Below are 17,927 nucleotides of genomic sequence, written 5' to 3' on the forward strand. Positions count from 1 at the left end.
CCTAACTCGAAAATATGAAATTTTCCAATTATAACTTACACTTTTTGTTCTTGTTTTCTAGGTTACAATAAAAGGAGTAAATTAACAAATCCAGTTTAAAGATGGAGTGAGTGAAAAATGAGAGATCCAGCACCATGGCAAAAAAGGTATGAGAAAATGCTTATTCTTGCCCTTCTGTTTGGTCTAGTCAGTCAATATTTGTTCGTAGGAGCTGCCGCAGGCATTTCGGTTATCGTGTTCATTGCCAGCTTTTAYGGGTTGTTTTTTTATTCCATAAAGGGGAGGATGGGGGGCTTTGAGAAATGGGAAGGTCAAGCACGATCTGGCTGGCTGCTGCTCATTCCAATCTTTTTACTAACGCTGACGTATGCACTATATGATAACGGTCTGTTCCGTCAGCTGAATATGTTTGCATTATTTGCATTGATCATTTCTCAAACGGTGCTTATGACGAGCAGTAGTGTGAAGCCATGGTACCGAGGCGTATTTTATACAGAGCTATTATTTCTGGCTTTAATTAAGCCGTTTGCTTTTATAGGCGTACCGTTTAACCTAGTTAATGATCGTTTGAGAGGAAAAGAGAAAGGTGAGAACTCGGCGAGAAGCAAGTTTGGCAAAATATCGCTAGGACTGCTCCTGTCCGCACCTATCCTTATTGTCGTTATTGCGCTGCTTGCTTCAGCGGATGAAATTTTCCTATCTTGGCTGCTTGAGATTCCGGGCGCCATGGATCGTTTCTCTTTAGGGGAGAGCATCTGGCGCATAATCGTAGCAGCAGTATTCGCCTTTTATGCTTTTTGCTACATATGGGGATTGCTCTTTAATAAGGCAACAGATACAACAAAAAACTCACCGACAGACACGCCGGCTGCTGCGATACAGCCAAACGGACGTATCGAATTTGATCCCATCACTGCTGGGACGCTGCTTGTCAGTATTAATATCGTTTACGTGCTGTTTGTTATCATTCAGTTCTCCTATTTGTTCGGAGCGGCAAACGGTCTGCTGCCTGAGGGAGCTGCGTATGCCGAATATGCACGCAGAGGTTTTGCGGAATTAATTATGGTTGCACTCATTAACGTTTGCTTGCTTATGTGCGGTTTGCATCTTATTCGGCGCACTAGCGCAGCAGCGGAGTGGATTCGCAAGCTGTCTCTTACCGTGTTGATAGGCTGTACAATCATTATGCTTATTTCCGCTTACAGCAGGCTCTCTTTGTACGAGGAGGCTTACGGCTTCACACAGACAAGACTACTCGTTCATGGCTTTATGATTTATCTGGGCTTTTTGCTCGTCATTGCATTACTGCGTATATGGAAAGAGCATTTCTCGATGGGCAAGGTCTATATATGCATATCTATTATTGCATTTGTTGTGATGAACTATATCAACATAGATGCGCGGATTGCTGAGAACAATGGTGATCGCTACGAACGAACAGGTAAGATTGATATCGCTTATCTCGGTACGCTGTCCACAGATGCGGCGCCGGCGCTGCTAAAGCTGCAAGCGAAGCATCCGGAGTTGAAGGGGCTGAACGGAGTAATAAATAAGCTTCAGGATAAGGCCCATAAGCATAACAAGTGGCAATCTTGGAATCTATCGAAGCAACGGGCTAAATAATTGGAGAAAGGCAAGGTCGTTTGTATGATGAAAATATCCCTTTTTGATCGTAGTATTCGACTTATCCTCTCACTTGTCGGATTTCCACTGTTAATCGTACAGTATTTGATAACGGTCTATGAGCAAAAAAAACATAAACCTACGGGGTGGCATGCCGACATCGGCTCACGCAAGCTGCATGTTACCGTGACGGGTCATGGTTCGCCAACAATTATTTTAGAAGCGGGGATGGGCGGTTGCTCGCTGGATTGGGCACTCGTTGCTCCGGCGCTTTCGACGAAGGCGAACGTGATTACTTATGATCGCGCAGGGTTTGGCTGGAGTGAGGCGGTGCTTGATCTGCCTACTTGCAGCGCTTATGTTGATGATTTGCGTTCACTGCTGAGAACGCTTGGCGCAGCTCCGCCCTATTTGCTAGTTGGCCATTCCTACGGCGGGATGATTATGAGGCTGTTCGCCTCGCGTTATCCGGAGGAAGTATGCGGCCTTGTGCTTGTAGATGCGACGCACGAGAGCCGCTATCTGCCGGAGCAAACAACCGCTGGCCGGCAAAAACAGCTGTTTAGCCACCGTTCCCAATATAGACTAGGCTATATGCTGGCGCCGCTTGGCATACCGAGATGGCTGAAGCAGCATATCGGCTCTAAGCGTTTGCCGGAAGAATGGCTGGCGCCAGTACGCGCATTAGGTTACAAGGCAAGCGCGTATAGGGCTGTCTATGCTGAGCTGCTTAGTACGACGGAAAGCAGCCTGCAATTAAAAGCTGCCGAGCCGCTTAAGCAGGATTTGCCTGTTATCGTATTAAGCGCAGGGAAGCAGAATGAGGAATGGCAGCAGGGGCAGCGGAAGCTTACAAATTTGACCAAGCGCTCGAATCAGATTATAGTCGAGGATAGCTGGCACTCTATTCATATTCATAGACCAGATGCTGTCATTCACGCTATTAATCGTTTATTAGATGAAATAGATTTGTCTAGTTATCGCTAAAATGTAAGGAGTTTTGCAGTAATGCGCATGACCAAAAAACGTTTGTTGTGGATTTTACCATTAGCTATTCTTGTAGTAGCCGCTTTTCTTTATTACGAGAATAATGCGATCGGAATAACAAAATATGAAATCAGCTCAGCGAAGCTTCCTGAAGGAGTCAGCTCTTACCGTATCGTTCACTTAACAGACCTTCACAGCAAGTCCTTCGGCAAGGAGCAAAGCACAATTACGAGCAAGGTAAAACAGCTGAAGCCGGACCTCATTGTGATGACAGGCGATTTGGTTGATAGCAGAAGATACAATGCAGAAACTAGCCTTACCTTGATGCGCAAAATGACGGAACTGGCTCCTGTCTACTATGTGACCGGAAACCATGAATATGGCCCGAGGTTAATCACATTACAGAAGGCGTTGAAAGAGCTGGGCGTCCATGTGATGCGCAACAAAAGCGAAATGATAAAGCTGGGTAATGGCGAGATTCGAATAGCTGGCGTGGATGATCCGGTTTTTAATTTAAAGGCTGATGGCGATGTTGCGAAGCTGAATGAAAATATGGCGACGGCTATGAAAGCAACCGAATCCGAAAACAACTCCGACACGCTCACTATTCTTTTATCGCATCGCCCGGAACTTTTTTCGGTCTACACGCAACACAAAATCGATTTAACCTTCTCCGGCCATGCGCATGGCGGACAGGTGCGCTTGCCTTTTTTGGGTGGGCTCGTGGCCCCGGGGCAAGGTTTCTTGCCAAAGTATGACGGAGGCAAATATGTGGAAGGCGGCACAACGATGATCGTCAGCCGCGGACTCGGAAATAGCATTTTTCCGCAAAGAATATTTAATCGCCCAGAGGTTGTACTGGTTGAGCTTACGCGTCCGTAACGCTTAGCATCCACGAAACTATGTGGAAAAGCTCTCTTTCTAATAGCAAAAGAATCCAATGGCAGTCCAGCAAAGCAGCAGCGAAATGAGTTCGATTTCTCGTCGAACTTGTTTCGCTGTTGCCGCTTTTGCAATAAATAAGTTCGTTTCGGCTATGTCCAAAATACTAGCTATACTATAGAATGAAAACGTTCCTACTAGTCATCCAAACCACCAAAGGAGAGTCATAATGAAGATGAAGAAAAAAGTAAGTTTAGTGATTGCTGCTCTCATGTTGTTTGGAAGCGTCATCAATTCTGTTCCGAGTTCGGTAAAAGCAGCTGAATCGGCAAGCACGGATACCCAGATTTCCATCCTAGGTACTTCGGATATTCACGGACGTTTTATGCCATGGGATTATGCTCTTGACGGTCCCAATCCCACGGGGAGTTTAACGCAGTTATTTACAATAATCAAAAAAGTTCGCGAAGAGAACCCGAATACGGTTTTACTGGATGCAGGGGATATGATTCAGGGCAATTCGGCTGAATTATTTAATGATCAACCGAAGTCTCCGATGATGGTAGCCATGAATGAAATGAACTTTGATGCATGGGTAATGGGCAATCATGAGTTCAACTTCGGGATCGATGTGTTCAATAAGATTACCACTCAGTATAAAGGTCAAAGGCTGGGCGGGAACATCTATAAGGACAATGGTGATCGATTCTTGCCTGCGTATACCATTATCGAAAAAGCTGGCATAAAAATTGGAGTTATTGGAATGGATACGCCAATGACGACTGAGTTTGAAAAAGGAACGGATCATCTAGACGGGATTGTATTCAAAAATCCTGTTGATGAAACGAAAAAAGCAATCAAGGAATTAGAAGGTAAAGTAGATGTAATGGTTGGTCTTATGCATATGGGACTGGAGAACGAAAATGGTGTACCAGGTACTGGCGTAGCTGATATTGCCAATGCGAACCCGGAGCTGGCTGCTATTTTTGCAGGTCACATGCACAAGCTTATTAAAGAGGATACGGTGAATGGCGTTTTAATTGTTGAACCGGATAAATACGGAACGCATGTTTCTCGTATCGACCTTACGTTCACGAAGCAAGGTGATAAGGTAGTTCTTAAAGATAAGAAAGCTGCTGCATTGCCTGTTAAAGCGGCTGATGGAACGACTGAAGTATCGGATCCAGCATTGGAATCCACGCTGCAGCCGTATCATGATTTTGCTAGGGCAGATGCGAATATCGAAGTGGCACAACTTAAAGGAATGAATCTTGTAGCTAAAAATGAGATTAATGATATTCCTACTGTACAAATTCAGGAAACACCGTTATCAGACTTCTTTAACGAGGTTATGTTGTATTACAGTAAGGCAGATGTCGTTGCTCATCAGATTGATAACGATAAGGCGCGGCTGGATGTAGGTCCTATTAAGAAAAAAGATATTGCCTATAACTATCAGTTTGCTCTAGGAGAAATTACCGTTTACCAAGTAACGGGTAAAGATTTGAAAGATTACATGGAATGGGCAGCAGGTTATTTTAACTCAACACGACCTGGCGATGTAACGGTTAGCTTTGATAAGACACGCCGCGCTTCCAAATATAGCACCAACGATTTTTTTGGCGGCGTCAAATATGAAATTGATCTAACGCAGCCTGCTGGCAATAGAATTACGAACTTACGTAAAATGGATGGCAGCAGCATCAAATCGGACGATGTGATCAAACTCGGTATGAACGCATATAGGATGGATGCACTTAAAGCCAAAGGTGGAGCACTTGAAGGACGCAACTTTGAGCAGCTTTGGTCTTCGAAGGATGCAAGCACATTTGGCGAAATGGACGGAACCATTCGTAATCGTGCCATTGCGTACCTAAAAGACGTGAAAAAAGGTGTATACGAGCCTAAAATTCAAAGCAATTGGAAAATTACAGGTGTAGATACGAAATCTCCTGAACGTGCAGATGTAGTTGAGCTTATTAATACTGGTATATTGGAGATTCCGAAAACGGAGGATGGCAAATATACCAATGTAGCCTCAATTAACATTTTGGATGCGGTCACTGAAAATGAAATAGCTGAGTTGTCTAACAAAGCAAAGGTGGAGCAAAGTCTATTTGCCGGCGTGAAGACAAAAGGTGAGTTCTACCATAAACTGAATGCGGCGATTAAGGCGGCAGTGACTGCCCCAGAGGTAACTACTCCGGAAGTAATCATTCCAAAGGAACCAGTTAAGCCTAATCCTAAACCTGATCCTAAACCAACAGTAAAGCCGGTCGTTAAGCAGCAAGCAAAGGTTACAGCATACTTCTTGAATGTTCGTGCTGAAGCTTCTTCGAAGGCAAAGATTTATACGGCTGTACCAAAAGGTACTGTTCTTGAAGTGTTAGGAACGGAGCACGGCTGGGTGAAGGTTTCGTATAAAGGGAAAATAGCATATGTGTATGGTAAATATGTAGATATGATTTAATATTTTATTTTAGCTTAGTGCCCAGTCTTTGTAGACTGGGCACTTTTTGGGTAAATACTATTTTCCAAAATAGACAAAAAGAGACCCACAGCATTCGGTGCTGTGGGTCTTCATTATATATATTACAAAAGGGGGTTGTTTTCATTATAGTAGGCTTTCATTAAAACGAGATGAAAATTATATTTCAAGTTTATTACAAATGATTGGAAAACGATGTAATACTCGCTTGCATATCGAGGAGAAGCAATGAATAGACTTGTTAAAAGCAGAAAACTTGTCCGATTATGCTTGTCTGGAGAGGGTGGGAAATTACGATATGAAGCATTCACAATCGAGTATTGCGATATTAGGGATAGGTACGGCGGTTCCGCCTCATCTTGTTGATCAAGCGGATACAGCGCGAAGGTTAGTCGATGCATTAAGCGATAAGCCGGATTCCGCCCGGTGGGGAAGAAGGATTTTTAAGCAATGCGGCGTGCAAAGCCGGTATACTTGTGAACCGAATCTGCTCGCGGAAGCAGCCGAATGCCGCTACCTGCCGAGCGCTTCACCGGAGACCGCTCCCTCGACAGCGGAACGTATGGGGATATACAAGCGGGAATCCGTTCCACTTGGGCTTCATGCAGCGAGACAAGCTTTGGCAGATGGAGAGGTTGATGCGGCTGAGATTACACATCTTATTACGGTCAGCTGTACCGGACAATTTTTGCCCGGAATGGATGCAGCGATCATACATCAATTAGGACTAGCCCCCACGATAACCCGTATCCCGCTTAATTTTCTCGGCTGTGCTGCGGGGCTTAAAGCCATTGGCCTGTCACGTCAAATTGTATCGAATGACAGTAACGCCAAAGTACTTGTTGTATGCGTCGAGTTATGCACGCTTCATATTCAGCCATCTGGCGATAAGGAATCGTTATTTGCCGCTTCATTTTTCGGGGACGGAGCTTCAGCCTGCGTCATTGGTGCGGGCAAGCCGCATCACAGGCCTATTTTTGCGCTAGGCGAAGAACGTTCGGTTCTGCTGCCTGAATGCGCAGAGGAAATGGTGTGGGAGGTTGGCAACCACGGCTTTGACCTATACCTTTCCCCGCATATTCCGAAGCTGATCGGCGAGTTTATACCTGCGGAAGTAAAGCAATTATGCGGGGATGAAGCGCTGGATCTATGGGCAATCCACCCAGGCGGCAAAGGTATTATCGATATTTTGCAAAATAAGTTCGAGCTTACGGATGAGCAAACCTCGCATAGCTTAGGCGTGCTGCGCGATTACGGCAATGTCTCCTCCGCTACGATTTTGTTTGTTCTGAACGCCATGAGATCGCATCTTCAAGAAACAGGCTCGGAGCGAGTAGGCGGCATTGCACTCGCATTTGGTCCAGGCTTAACCGCTGAGATGATTAAGATTGCTTATGTTCCCGCTGTACTAACGGGGGATCAAGAGCAAATGGCGGACGAGGCTTATGTCTAGAAGCTTGCGTCATCGGGCTGCAGCTGCCGAGCTTATGGATGATTTTTCAATAGGCGGGGCTGAGCTGCATGAGGCTTTGCGCCAGCTTCGTCAACTGAACCGTATTTTTGTTGCAGCCGCACCGACGATTTACGGCGTTGAACGACTTTGGGAGCAAGCGAATAACCCGAGAAGCCTGACCATTCTTGATGTTGGAGCGGGCTCAGGCGATGTGAACCTTGGGCTGCTGAAATGGGCGGATGGACGAGGAATTGACCTTTCTATTCAGCTAGTGGATATAACGGAAGAGGCTTGCGAGGAAGCTAGGTTGGTTTTTCAAAAGGAGCCCAGAGTCCAGATTAAGCAAGGAGATTTGTTTGATTTGGCGGATGGCAGTGCGGATATCGTAACGGGGACGCAGTTTTTGCATCATTTCTCAGAGGAGGAGCTGCCGCATGCAGCTGCAAGTATGCTCAAGGCAGCACGGCTTGGCGTGGTTGTCAATGACATCCACCGTCACTGGATCGCATGGGCTGCGGTATGGCTGACGACTCGGATCATTTCCACTAATCGATACATTTTGCATGACGGTCCATTATCGGTTGCCAAGGGTTTTCGCGCAAAAGATTGGAAGCTTCTTGGCCAAAAACTGAGCAACGGTTCTATCAGCTACAGCTGGAGACCTTTGTTCCGATATGCGGTCGTTATTAGCAAGTCACATAACAGTCCATTTGACGGAGCTGAGTAAAATGACGCGTATACTGGATGCAGCTGTGCTCGGAGCGGGCATAGCTGGGAGCAGCTTAGCCAAAGCGCTTGCCGATAAGGGCTGGGAGACGCTGCTGCTCGATCGTCAATCATTTCCGCGCCATAAGGTGTGTGGAGAGTTTCTATCTCCCGAAGCGCAAGGAACACTACAGGTGCTTGGTTTAAGCGAGTCTATTAAAGCGCTGGGACCAAGCCTGATAGAGCGGATACGTTTAATTTTCGAAAATGGCGCTGAGATCAATATTCCGCTTTCAAGTGCGGCATGGGGTCTCAGTCGATATTCGCTTGATGCCGCGCTCCATCAAGCGGCGCAGCAAGCGGGCGCAAAATTGCAAACGGGAACGACAGTGACGGCAGTGAAGCCTACTGATTTTGGCTATTCCATTGAAACAAAACAAAACGGTAAATTCAGCTCAGTTGAGGCTCGTACTGTCATCGCCGCTTGGGGAGCAAATAAGCATGCAGGATTACCGGGCTACAAGCAACATCAGACGGCGAAGCCCTCGTACATGGGCGTGAAATCCCATTTTCGCGGCATAGCTATGGAGCCGGTTGTTGAGCTATATTTCTTCCGCGGCGGTTACTTAGGTTTATGTCCGGTAGAAGACGGGCTTGTGAATGCTTCGGCTCTGCTCGCTCGCGATAGCTTTGCAGATGCAGGAAAGACGATACTGGGGATTATGAACGCCGCTGCAAGGCGAAATCCGAGGCTGCATGAGAAGCTCGCGCTTGGGGAGCCTGTTCAAGGAACGCAGGCAGCAGTAGCGCCTGTTCATTTGAACCATAAGCCGCTCGCGTGGGATCAGCTTCCGCTTCTTGGCGATGCAGGTGCGATGATTCCGCCGCTTTGTGGAGATGGAATGTCCATGGCACTTCGCTCCGCTGCTCTATGTGCTCCGCTAGCTGACAGCTACTTAAATGAAAGTCTTACTATGGCTGATTGGAATCGTGCGTATACGAGGGCAATTAAACGTGAATTTGAGGGGCCGCTGCGATGGGGAAGCTTCCTGCAATGGTTATTTCATATGCCGACCGTTTCTAGTTGGCTGCCAAACGCCGCGCGAATAGCCCCTCCACTTGCACAGGGGCTCGTCCGGGCGACGAGATTAAAGCCATTCCGGATGTAAAGGCGAAGCCAATGAGCAGCGTGCGGATGTGACTGACTTTGGAGGTGCATATTCATGGGGATGAACGGCCTAGCACTTCTATCCTTTCGCTTTCCGCGAGTGTGTATTTTCTTATGGTCAATTGCACTTATCTTAGTTGGCAGTCATGCGCTTAGGCTGGATTCCGTCGTACAAGACCATGGCTTGTATCCGCAAAAGGGAAGTTATGCAAAGGTGCAGCAGGTGCTCGCATCCGATTTTAATCTGTCAGAAGCACCGGTCATGCTGCTATTCGAGAAAACGGACAACTTATCGAAGTTGCGATTTCATGCTTTTATTGAACAGACGCTTCGGCAGGTGAGCGGGACTCAGGGTCTGACTAATATTATTTCTCCGCTTGAGCGGCAGGAACTGCAGAAAGGGAACTACGCGTACGCAATGCTTTCATTCGACGCTCCACCTTATCGGATGGAGGATACGCTAAAGCAGTTAAATCAACTTTTGCCCGCCTACAGCGGAATTTCGATAAAAGTGACAGGCAAATCAGTTATTCAAGGTGATGTAAATGAGGCTAGTCATGCGGATTTAGCAAAAGCAGAGCTGATCGGTATACCGCTTGCTTTTCTGATCTTGTGGCTTGTTTTCCGTAAAATCATTATTGCGCTGCTCCCCATCGTTATTGGTATAACGGGAGTGACGATTGCTATGGGAATTGTATATGGAATAGGCACCCAATTGCCGCTGTCCAATTTTGTTCTGAATGTGATTCCGATGGTGGGACTTGCCCTAAGCATCGACTTTGCACTTATGCTCGTTAGTCGATTTCGCGAGGAACTCGGAGGGCATAAGCAGCCTATCCAGGCGCTTGCTGCAACGATGAAGACAGCTGGCAGAGCTGTTTTTGTATCGGCAGCTTGTGTCTTCTTGGGTTTGCTGAGCTTTATCTGGATTCCGCTGCCCATGTTCTCGTCCATTGCGCTCGGAGCGATGACAGTAGTAGCCGTATCGCTGCTGCTCGCGTTTACGCTGCTGCCTGCACTGTTTGCGATTTGCTTGCCTTCCATGCAAACGAAAAAAACACGCCCGATTGGTACCAGTCGTTCATCCGTATGGGATGGGCTTGCTCATTTGGTAATGAAACGGCCCATGGTGATGGGGATGCTGGCAGGGGGCGTGCTTATCCTATGTTTGTTGCCCCTTAGTAGAATGGAGACTGCTGTTCCAGATGAGGCTTCATTGCCTCAAAACTATGAATCTCGTTTGGCCGCTGAGACCTCAGAGGCTGTTTTTGAGCTGCCCTCCACATCAAAGGTATGGGTTATTGCTCGCGGGGATAGCTTGTTTCTGGAGCAAGCGGATTGGATGAATGCCTTTGAGCTGACGAAGCGCTTGGAGCAAGACCCGAGCGTCTTGAGGGTGGACTCGGTATTCTCTAGGCTTAATTTGTCACCCGAGTATTTGACAACAATCATGCAGCGGCCACTGCAAAATAAGAAATTCCAGCCGGCGCTCCAGCCATTTCTGAAAAATAATCAAATGCTGCTGCAAGTGACGATTGCGGGCGAACCATCCTCTCGCGAGACGATGAATTGGCTGAGGGAGTGGGAGCGAAGAGGGGAATCATCAAAAATATTCTTCTCGCTTGGTGGAGAGGCCAAGTATGAGCAGGAAGTATTCGATCATGTTTTTGGAAGCTTAGCTTATGTGCTGCTCTTTCTATTCGTTACGAATTTCATCGTGCTTCTTGTTGCCTTTCGTTCCGTCCTCATTGCTCTCAAAACTATCCTCCTCAATCTTCTGAGTATAGGAGCATCCTTTGGTATTCTGACATGGATCTTCATGGATGGCCGATTGGGGATTGAGCCGAGCAGCATTGCCATTATGATTCCGGTATTTATTTTTGGATTAGTATTTGGAATTAGTATGGATTACGGCGTTTTTCTCATCTCGCGCATAAGCGAGAAATTTCATCATACGCGCAGCAATAAGCAGGCTGTACGAATGGGGCTTTCCTCCGTCAGTCATGTGATAACCGCGGCTGCAGCTATCATGATCGTCGTCACCGCACCCTTTGCATTTGGCGAAGTAGTAGGCGTAAAGCAGCTCGGCATCGGCATTGCGACGGCCATATTTATTGATGCAACAATTGTTAGAATGGTGCTGGCACCTTCCTTAATGCTCATGCTTGGAAAATGGAACTGGTGGGCTCCGAGCTGGTTGAAGCAATAGAAATCGTATGCGTATTGCGGCTGCTTCGGCAGTCGTTTTTCATTTGCCTATTTGAGGACAAGCATAATTGCGCCTTATTTTTATTTCTTATAGCGGGAATTGATTTGTGCTATAGTTTGAATAATCATAAAGCAGAGGAGACATTTCATGTATATACCTCAATCGTTTGAAGTGACGGATAAAGAGACATTATACGCTCTGATGGAGCAGAATAGCTTTGCTATATTATTTTCACAACATGAAGGTAAGCCCTGTGCAACGCATCTCCCCTTACTGTTAGATGAAAGCGAAGGTTATTTGTATGGTCATATGGCAAAAGCAAATCCGCATTGGGCAAGCTTAAAAGGGGAAGTACTCGTTGTTTTCACTGGAGTTCATTCGTACATTTCATCCTCTTGGTACGAAACGCCAAATTCCGTGCCGACGTGGAACTATACCGCTGTTCATGTGTACGGTCATGTTGAGCTCATTGAAGATCATGCGGAGCTGCTCAAAATCGTAGACCAATCGGTTAGCCATTATGAATCAAGCATGCCAAATCCGTGGAGCATGAGCCAAGCTGATCCAACGTACATTAACAATTTGTCCAAAGGCATTGTTGGATTTAAAATTCATATTTCAAAAATAGAAGGCAAATGGAAGCTGAGCCAAAATCATTCCAAAGAAAGACAAGAACGAGTCATCGATGCGCTGGAATTACAGAAGGATGTTCAATCGAGGCAGATTGCAAAGCTGATGAAGGATAATGTGAAGAGATCATCTTTGTAGCGCATGAAATAAATAAAAAAGGCAATGAAAAAACCAGACGAACACGCTTGTAGTGTTTGTCTGGTTATTTGATGTACATATGACGCGTAGGTTGTTTAATCCGCTGTGGCAACAGCCTGCAGCTTGGCGCTTGCAAGCTCGCGGACTGCTTTCCATTCTGCCAAATGTTTTTCTAATTGGTCGATCAGCGCGCTGACTCCTTGAATGAAGTCAACTTGACCGCTCGCTCGAATCGCTTCAATGGATTGAAGGATATCCGAAGACAAAGTCATGTGAGAAGGAAGGGCTGCAGTCAGCTCATGAAGAGCAAGCTCAATGGACGCAGAAGAAGCTGGTAGTTGGCTAGTCTTTGGAGCTGGTTCAGAATCAGCTTGTTCTTGTATGATTTGCTTCTCTACTTTCGAAGCAGCTGCTTTGGGCTCGGCAACAGGTGCAGGCTTGGCGCGCTCCGCTTTGTTTTGCTCATGAGTTGACCAGGTTTCGATGAGTCCAGCGCCTGATTTAAATAGCAGCTTGTCCTTCGTGCTGTCAGAGATCGTTTTATCTTTAAACAGCTTGGCGATTTTTTTCACGTCGCTTACTGGCAGTTCATCTCTTGCTGCAATCAGCGCTAGTGGATCGCGGTGCTCGATCGGCAGATCCTTTAGGGGGAGCAGTTGATCTTCGGTTAGCTTATCCTTCCTAATCTCAGTGCCGCCAACGATCAGCTTCTTTACGGCATTGCCAAACTTCAGCAGCTCACATTTGTTTTTGATATACGATTCAGGCTTGCCCAGCTTGCCGGACAAAAATTTGGTGGAGCTCTTAAACTTCGAATCGTTCAACAGCTTATTAAACGCCTCGGCCTCTTCAATCGGAGAGAAGCCTTCGCGCGTCAAATTTTCCGCTATTTGCTCCAAATATATTTCCATCTCGTCTGTTACGGTTGAGACGATACAAGGAATCGTTGGCCGTCCGAGCATTTTGCTCGCCTTATAGCGGCGGTTCCCATAAATGATTTTATAACGTCCGTTGCTTGTTGTTCTTACTTTAATCGGTGAGAGCAGGCCTATTTCTTCGATGCTTCTCATTAATTCTTGCAGCGCTTCTTCGTCAAACTGGTACCTCGGCTGATCGGTATCCTCATCAATTAAATCAGTAACAATTTCAATGATATCCATAGGTCTCTCCTTAATTTTTTGTTTACTAGAATGCATGGCGTCATTTGTTCTTCGTTCGTCTGTTATGTAAAAGTATTGAGCATCCGATTATGATAGTGGCTTCCTCTATTATATCGGATCTTTTGTTAGGAATGGTTGCAAGATAACATTTTCAATGAAATGATGCAGCTTCTTCCGAGAGAAGACTCATCAATTTGGACAAACAGGTGTTCTGATTAATTATAGCAGATGGCACGAAATAGTGACACTAGCTGGAAAGAGGGTACCGATATGGAGGGGGAGAATGGACAAAAAAAGCCAAACCCCGTGAACGAGGCTTGGCTTAGGCTCACAAATTATTTAACTGTTTTATTATAGTTTGCAATTTTTTCAGTGATCGCTTTGGCGGCATCATCAAGTGCTTTTTGCGGTTCTTTTACGCCAGTTAATGCTTCTTCAATCGCTGTCTCAACAAGCTGACGCGCTTCAGGGAATACGCCCATCACTGCGCCTTGCGAAGCAGGGGAAGGGATAGAAGCGTGCAGTTGATCAACTGCTGTTTGGAACTGTGGATATTTTGCTAAATTATCGGCAACGATTTTTTCGTCATAAGCTTTTTTTGTAATTGGGAAGTAACCAGTGTTGATGTGCCAATAAGCTTGTGTTTCCGGCTTAGCTAAAAATTTGATGAAATCCCATGCTGCTTTTTGTTCAGCTTCAGGCTTGTTATTCAGAATCCACAAGCTTGCTCCGCCAACGACAACACCGCCATCCTTCGCATCGGCAGGTTTAGGCAGGAAGCCAGTACCTACTTCAAATTTGCCAGCCACTGAATCTACAATACCGCGAAGCGAAGCGGTAGAATCTAAGGTCATAGCGATTTGGCCAGCTGCGAATGCTTTTTTCGTATCGTCTGTTTTACGTCCTAGGTTAAGTGCTGATTTGCTGTCAATAAGATCCTTCCACCATGACAATGTTTTAACACCAGTCTCATTATTCAATTGCGATTCTGTAGCGGAAGCTGTACGTCCGTTGCCATTATTCAAATATTCTACGCCTTGGTTTGCAAAAAATTGCTCCATGAACCAGCCATAAATTGYGAATGAAGCACCTGTTTGACCATTTTGCGTAAGCTTAGCAGCAGCTTCCTTCACCGCTTCAAAAGTTACTGGCGCTTTTTCTGGATCAAGTCCAGCAGCTTTGAATAAATCTTTGTTATAATACAAAATTGGGTTTGATGTGTTAAAAGGCATGGAGTGAAGCTTTCCGTCAAATGTATAGTAATTTGTAATATTTTCTTCTAGCTGAGAAAGGTCATAATTTTCCGCATCTACAAAAGTTTGAACAGGTGTAGTTGCTTTGGAGTCGATCATGAATCTTGAACCGATTTCGTATACTTGAATGAGTGATGGTCCGGATTTGGAATCCATCGATGCTTTCATTTTATTTAAACTCTCGTCATAGGTTCCTTGAAACACTTCTTCAACGACTACATCTTTTTGAGAAGCGTTGTAGTCTGTAACGAGCTGGGTTACTGCTTTGCCAAGTTCTCCGCCCATGGAGTGCCACCAAACAACTTTAACAGGTTCTTTTGCCGTTTCGGTAGGAGCTGCTGAAGCTTCAGTTGAGTTCGTAGCAGAAGGCGCCTCTGCATTGCCTTTGTTCCCAGAGTTGTTGCCTCCGCAGGCTGTGACTACAAACAACATTACCGCCATCATAATCGTCAAACCAGACCTAAACCTTGCTTTCATTCTTTTTCTCTCCCTCTCTACTACTTTTTTTGTTTATAGTACATTTATGGAAACGTCTATAAAGACGGAGCCACCTCATTCATTATCCTTTTACAGCACCAGCAGTAATCCCTCGTACGAGCTGCTTTAATCCAATAATGAGCAGTAATAAGGAAGGCAGCAGCACAATAGCTACGCCGGCTAAAACGATGTTCCAGCTTGTCATTTCTTCGAACTGCAGCATGCTAATGCCGATCTGTACGGTTCGCATCTTATCGCTGTTCGTTATGAGCAGGGGCCAAAGGTACATATTCCACGAGTTCAAAAACACATACACAGATAATGAAGCTATGGCTGGACGTGAAAGTGGCAGTACGATAACTAAGAAGTGGCGGATATGCCCGCTGCCATCTATTTTTGCTGCTTCAAAAAGCTCGCGAGGCAGCTGTAAGAAATATTGCCGCAGAAGAAACACGCCAAACGCAGACGCGAGAAAAGGAATCGTCAATCCTTGATAGGAATCCAGCCATCCCCATGATTTTACCGTCAAATAATTGGGGATAATGGTGACTTCCCACGGAATCATCATGGTGGAGAGGAATAAGGAAAACCAATATTTTTTGCCTGGAAAACGGATATATACAAAGGCGTAAGCAGCCATGCTTGCGATAAAAACTTGACCAACCATAATAATGGTCGCGATAAGAAAGCTGTTCGCTATGAACGCACCAACGGGAATAAGCTCAAATACGGCAGAGATGCTGCCCAAATACACGCTATCGGGAAACAAGTCAGGCGGAAATTGAAGAGACTGCTCAGGTGTCATCAATGCCTGTAGAAATGTGTAAATCAAAGGAAACAACATAGCGATGGAAAGCAGTGAGAGCAGCAAGTACACACTAGAGCGGCGTAAAAACGGCTTTAATCCGATCATTGGTAATACACCTTCTTTTCTACAAACACAAACTGGATAATCGTCAAAATAAGAATGATAGCGAATAGGACTAACGACAAGGCGCTTCCAGTCCCGAACTGGTAGTTAATGAACGCTTCTTTATAGATGGAATATACGAATACCTCTGTTGATCCGGCAGGTCCGCCTTTGGTTAGAAGATGGATTTGTCCAAAGGATTGAAAGGAGCCGATGATCGAGATAACAGCTAGAAAAAATAGAGTAGGCGACAGCAGTGGGAGTACGATTTGCAAAAATGCACGGAATGGGCCTGCGCCGTCAATCTTTGCGCTTTCGATCATGTCATCCGGAATACTCTGGAGACCGCTCAGCACGATAATGTAGTTGAAGCCCGATTGCATCCAGATGGTCATCATGGATATTGATAATAAAGCTGTGGATGGATTGGTAAGCCATTGGATGGGGGCAATGCCAAGCGTTGATAGGATATAATTCAGCATTCCGAGGCTGGGGTGAAAGAGGATCATCCAAATGACGGCTGCAGTACTTACGGACAGCGCGAGCGGCATTGCGAACATGAATTGAAAAATACGCATGGCTGGCAGCTTGATATGGGTGAGTGCGGCTGTAACGATTCCAAGTACAATGCCGACAGGAACGGTGTATAGTGTGAATAGGCCTGTAACCGTCAGGCTATTCCAGAACATTTCCGATGAAAACAGCTGTGTATAGTTATCGAACCCGACATACTCAGCGACTCTTCCTCTGGGATCTGTTAATTGGAAGCTTAAATAGACTGATTTCAGCAATGGATAAAATAAAAATACTGTAAATAGCAAAAGTGAAGGAGCCAAAAACAAATAACCAAGTGCGTTCTCCCTCAATCGATTCGTTTTAGCCAGTAGTCGACTAGCAGCGTGAGAGCTATGTGTACGCTTAGCGGCTAGAGTAAGCTTGCCTTCTTGCATGTTCATTCCCTACCATCCTTTCACATCCATGTTCTCCATTTAGTGTAGATTTCGAATGTTCGAGGAATGTTTTGAAATTAATAATAAATTGTAGATCGCTAGCATTAAAGGATAGGCATGCACTGTTAGTGAATTGTAAAATACCGGAACATTTAAATCGTGGTGCTCGTTATTAGTTGAAAGGGGGGGGGGATGATGAAACGATGGACGAGTGCAGGCCTCATCTTATTTTTGACAGTAGGGATGCTCCTGGCTGGCTGCAGCAGTAAGCCGTATGGTCATTACCGTGATGACCAAATGATTGGTTTTATTAACGGTTTGAACGAGCAAGAGAAAAAAATTGAATTCGATATTTCTGAGTGGACGAAGCGCGATGAGCCGGGTCCAGCTATAGAAGATTGGGGCGTAGAATATGAAGCCCTCGTGCTTCCAAGCACCAAAATAAACAATGAAGCAGGCGATAAGCTGAAATGGGAGGACTTGAAGCAAGGACAGATGGTTCAGATCAATCCCTCGCGTACGGAGAAGATTACGGATACGCCGGATGAGCTCATTGTTTTATCGATGTCCAATGAGCAGCTTTTTAAGAGAGCAGGCTTGTTGGCAAGCAAAAAAGGCAGCTACCGAACGACAGTTATATACGAGGATGGTAAGGGAGAGCCTTTTGATATTAATGACATCGAGAAAGAAGCAAGCATCATGCTTAATGGTGGCTACAGCATGATGGCGTACAATCCAAACGACGTGCTAGATATAAAGAAGATGTTTAATATCGAGCAATTTCCAGTCATTTTAGTATTCAATACTGAGAAGCTAGCGCTAAAAACAGATCGTCTGGAGGATGCAGTAACTTTTTTGAAAACTAAATAGAGTTGCGCATCAGCCAAAGATTTT

General features: G+C 45.6%; 14 protein-coding genes. 10 read left to right on the forward strand and 4 right to left on the reverse strand.

The window, feature by feature from the left end; all coding sequences use genetic code 11:
- Positions 1–117 precede the first annotated feature (117 nt).
- The 9 genes from AC1DPK_RS08720 (at position 118) to AC1DPK_RS08760 (ending at position 12,283) form a co-directional block, all read left to right on the forward strand.
- Complete coding sequence (locus AC1DPK_RS08720) at positions 118–1,623, forward strand: DUF4153 domain-containing protein (protein WP_441884326.1); 1,506 nt, start codon at positions 118–120, stop codon at positions 1,621–1,623.
- The gene (locus tag AC1DPK_RS08725) at positions 1,624–2,610 is read left to right on the forward strand and encodes an alpha/beta fold hydrolase (RefSeq protein ID WP_477510026.1); all 987 of its coding nucleotides are present in this window, start codon (positions 1,624–1,626) and stop codon (positions 2,608–2,610) included.
- Positions 2,611–2,631: 21 nt separating this feature from the next.
- A complete protein-coding gene (locus AC1DPK_RS08730; RefSeq protein WP_477510027.1) occupies positions 2,632–3,492 on the forward strand; it encodes a metallophosphoesterase in 861 nt (286 codons plus the stop codon).
- A 271-nt stretch (positions 3,493–3,763) separates the two neighbouring features.
- Positions 3,764–5,962, forward strand: a complete 2,199-nt coding sequence (locus tag AC1DPK_RS08735; protein ID WP_477510053.1) for a 5'-nucleotidase C-terminal domain-containing protein — start codon at positions 3,764–3,766, stop codon at positions 5,960–5,962.
- Between the two features lie 316 nt (positions 5,963–6,278).
- A complete protein-coding gene (locus AC1DPK_RS08740; protein WP_477510028.1) occupies positions 6,279–7,433 on the forward strand; it encodes a type III polyketide synthase in 1,155 nt (384 codons plus the stop codon).
- Entirely contained in the window at positions 7,426–8,160 is a 735-nt protein-coding gene (locus AC1DPK_RS08745; RefSeq protein WP_477510029.1) for a methyltransferase domain-containing protein, read from the forward strand. Before AC1DPK_RS08740 ends, AC1DPK_RS08745 begins: the two co-directional genes overlap by 8 nt.
- Position 8,161: 1 nt before the next feature.
- A complete protein-coding gene (locus AC1DPK_RS08750) occupies positions 8,162–9,307 on the forward strand; it encodes an NAD(P)/FAD-dependent oxidoreductase (protein WP_477510030.1) in 1,146 nt (381 codons plus the stop codon).
- Positions 9,308–9,361: 54 nt separating this feature from the next.
- The gene (locus tag AC1DPK_RS08755; protein WP_477510031.1) at positions 9,362–11,515 is read left to right on the forward strand and encodes an MMPL family transporter; all 2,154 of its coding nucleotides are present in this window, start codon (positions 9,362–9,364) and stop codon (positions 11,513–11,515) included.
- A gap of 147 nt (positions 11,516–11,662) precedes the next feature.
- On the forward strand, positions 11,663–12,283 hold the full coding sequence (locus AC1DPK_RS08760) for an FMN-binding negative transcriptional regulator (protein ID WP_477510032.1): 621 nt from the start codon (positions 11,663–11,665) through the stop codon (positions 12,281–12,283).
- A 95-nt stretch (positions 12,284–12,378) separates the two neighbouring features.
- Here the strand turns inward: AC1DPK_RS08760 and AC1DPK_RS08765 are convergent, their stop codons facing one another.
- From AC1DPK_RS08765 to AC1DPK_RS08780, 4 genes are all read right to left on the reverse strand, one after another.
- Positions 12,379–13,443 (reverse strand): ParB/RepB/Spo0J family partition protein, encoded by a 1,065-nt coding sequence (locus tag AC1DPK_RS08765; RefSeq protein ID WP_477510033.1) that lies wholly within the window; start codon positions 13,441–13,443, stop codon positions 12,379–12,381.
- 335 nt (positions 13,444–13,778) lie between these two features.
- Positions 13,779–15,173 carry an ABC transporter substrate-binding protein gene (locus AC1DPK_RS08770; RefSeq protein WP_477510034.1) on the reverse strand — a complete coding sequence of 465 codons (1,395 nt, stop codon included), beginning with the start codon at positions 15,171–15,173 and terminating at the stop codon, positions 13,779–13,781.
- An 82-nt stretch (positions 15,174–15,255) separates the two neighbouring features.
- Complete coding sequence (locus AC1DPK_RS08775; protein WP_477510035.1) at positions 15,256–16,086, reverse strand: carbohydrate ABC transporter permease; 831 nt, start codon at positions 16,084–16,086, stop codon at positions 15,256–15,258.
- A complete protein-coding gene (locus tag AC1DPK_RS08780; protein ID WP_477510036.1) occupies positions 16,083–17,039 on the reverse strand; it encodes a carbohydrate ABC transporter permease in 957 nt (318 codons plus the stop codon). Before AC1DPK_RS08780 ends, AC1DPK_RS08775 begins: the two co-directional genes overlap by 4 nt.
- A gap of 186 nt (positions 17,040–17,225) precedes the next feature.
- Between AC1DPK_RS08780 and AC1DPK_RS08785 the strand changes: the two genes are divergently transcribed.
- Positions 17,226–17,903 (forward strand): hypothetical protein, encoded by a 678-nt coding sequence (locus AC1DPK_RS08785; protein WP_477510037.1) that lies wholly within the window; start codon positions 17,226–17,228, stop codon positions 17,901–17,903.
- Positions 17,904–17,927: the final 24 nt, after the last annotated feature.

This window comes from Paenibacillus sp. 01T424, from assembly GCF_056398745.1.

What these genes read in the sequence shown, in the direction of transcription:
- AC1DPK_RS08735 (WP_477510053.1), top strand. Translation starts at nt 3,764, where the DNA reads ATGTTGTTTGGAAGCGTCATCAATTCTGTTCCGAGTTCGGTAAAAGCA.
- AC1DPK_RS08775 (WP_477510035.1), bottom strand. Translation starts at nt 16,086, where the DNA reads ATGATCGGATTAAAGCCGTTTTTACGCCGCTCTAGTGTGTACTTGCTG.
- AC1DPK_RS08730 (WP_477510027.1), top strand. Translation starts at nt 2,632, where the DNA reads ATGCGCATGACCAAAAAACGTTTGTTGTGGATTTTACCATTAGCTATT.
- AC1DPK_RS08745 (WP_477510029.1), top strand. Translation starts at nt 7,426, where the DNA reads ATGTCTAGAAGCTTGCGTCATCGGGCTGCAGCTGCCGAGCTTATGGAT.
- AC1DPK_RS08740 (WP_477510028.1), top strand. Translation starts at nt 6,279, where the DNA reads ATGAAGCATTCACAATCGAGTATTGCGATATTAGGGATAGGTACGGCG.
- AC1DPK_RS08750 (WP_477510030.1), top strand. Translation starts at nt 8,162, where the DNA reads ATGACGCGTATACTGGATGCAGCTGTGCTCGGAGCGGGCATAGCTGGG.
- AC1DPK_RS08760 (WP_477510032.1), top strand. Translation starts at nt 11,663, where the DNA reads ATGTATATACCTCAATCGTTTGAAGTGACGGATAAAGAGACATTATAC.
- AC1DPK_RS08755 (WP_477510031.1), top strand. Translation starts at nt 9,362, where the DNA reads ATGGGGATGAACGGCCTAGCACTTCTATCCTTTCGCTTTCCGCGAGTG.
- AC1DPK_RS08780 (WP_477510036.1), bottom strand. Translation starts at nt 17,039, where the DNA reads ATGAACATGCAAGAAGGCAAGCTTACTCTAGCCGCTAAGCGTACACAT.
- AC1DPK_RS08785 (WP_477510037.1), top strand. Translation starts at nt 17,226, where the DNA reads ATGATGAAACGATGGACGAGTGCAGGCCTCATCTTATTTTTGACAGTA.
- AC1DPK_RS08765 (WP_477510033.1), bottom strand. Translation starts at nt 13,443, where the DNA reads ATGGATATCATTGAAATTGTTACTGATTTAATTGATGAGGATACCGAT.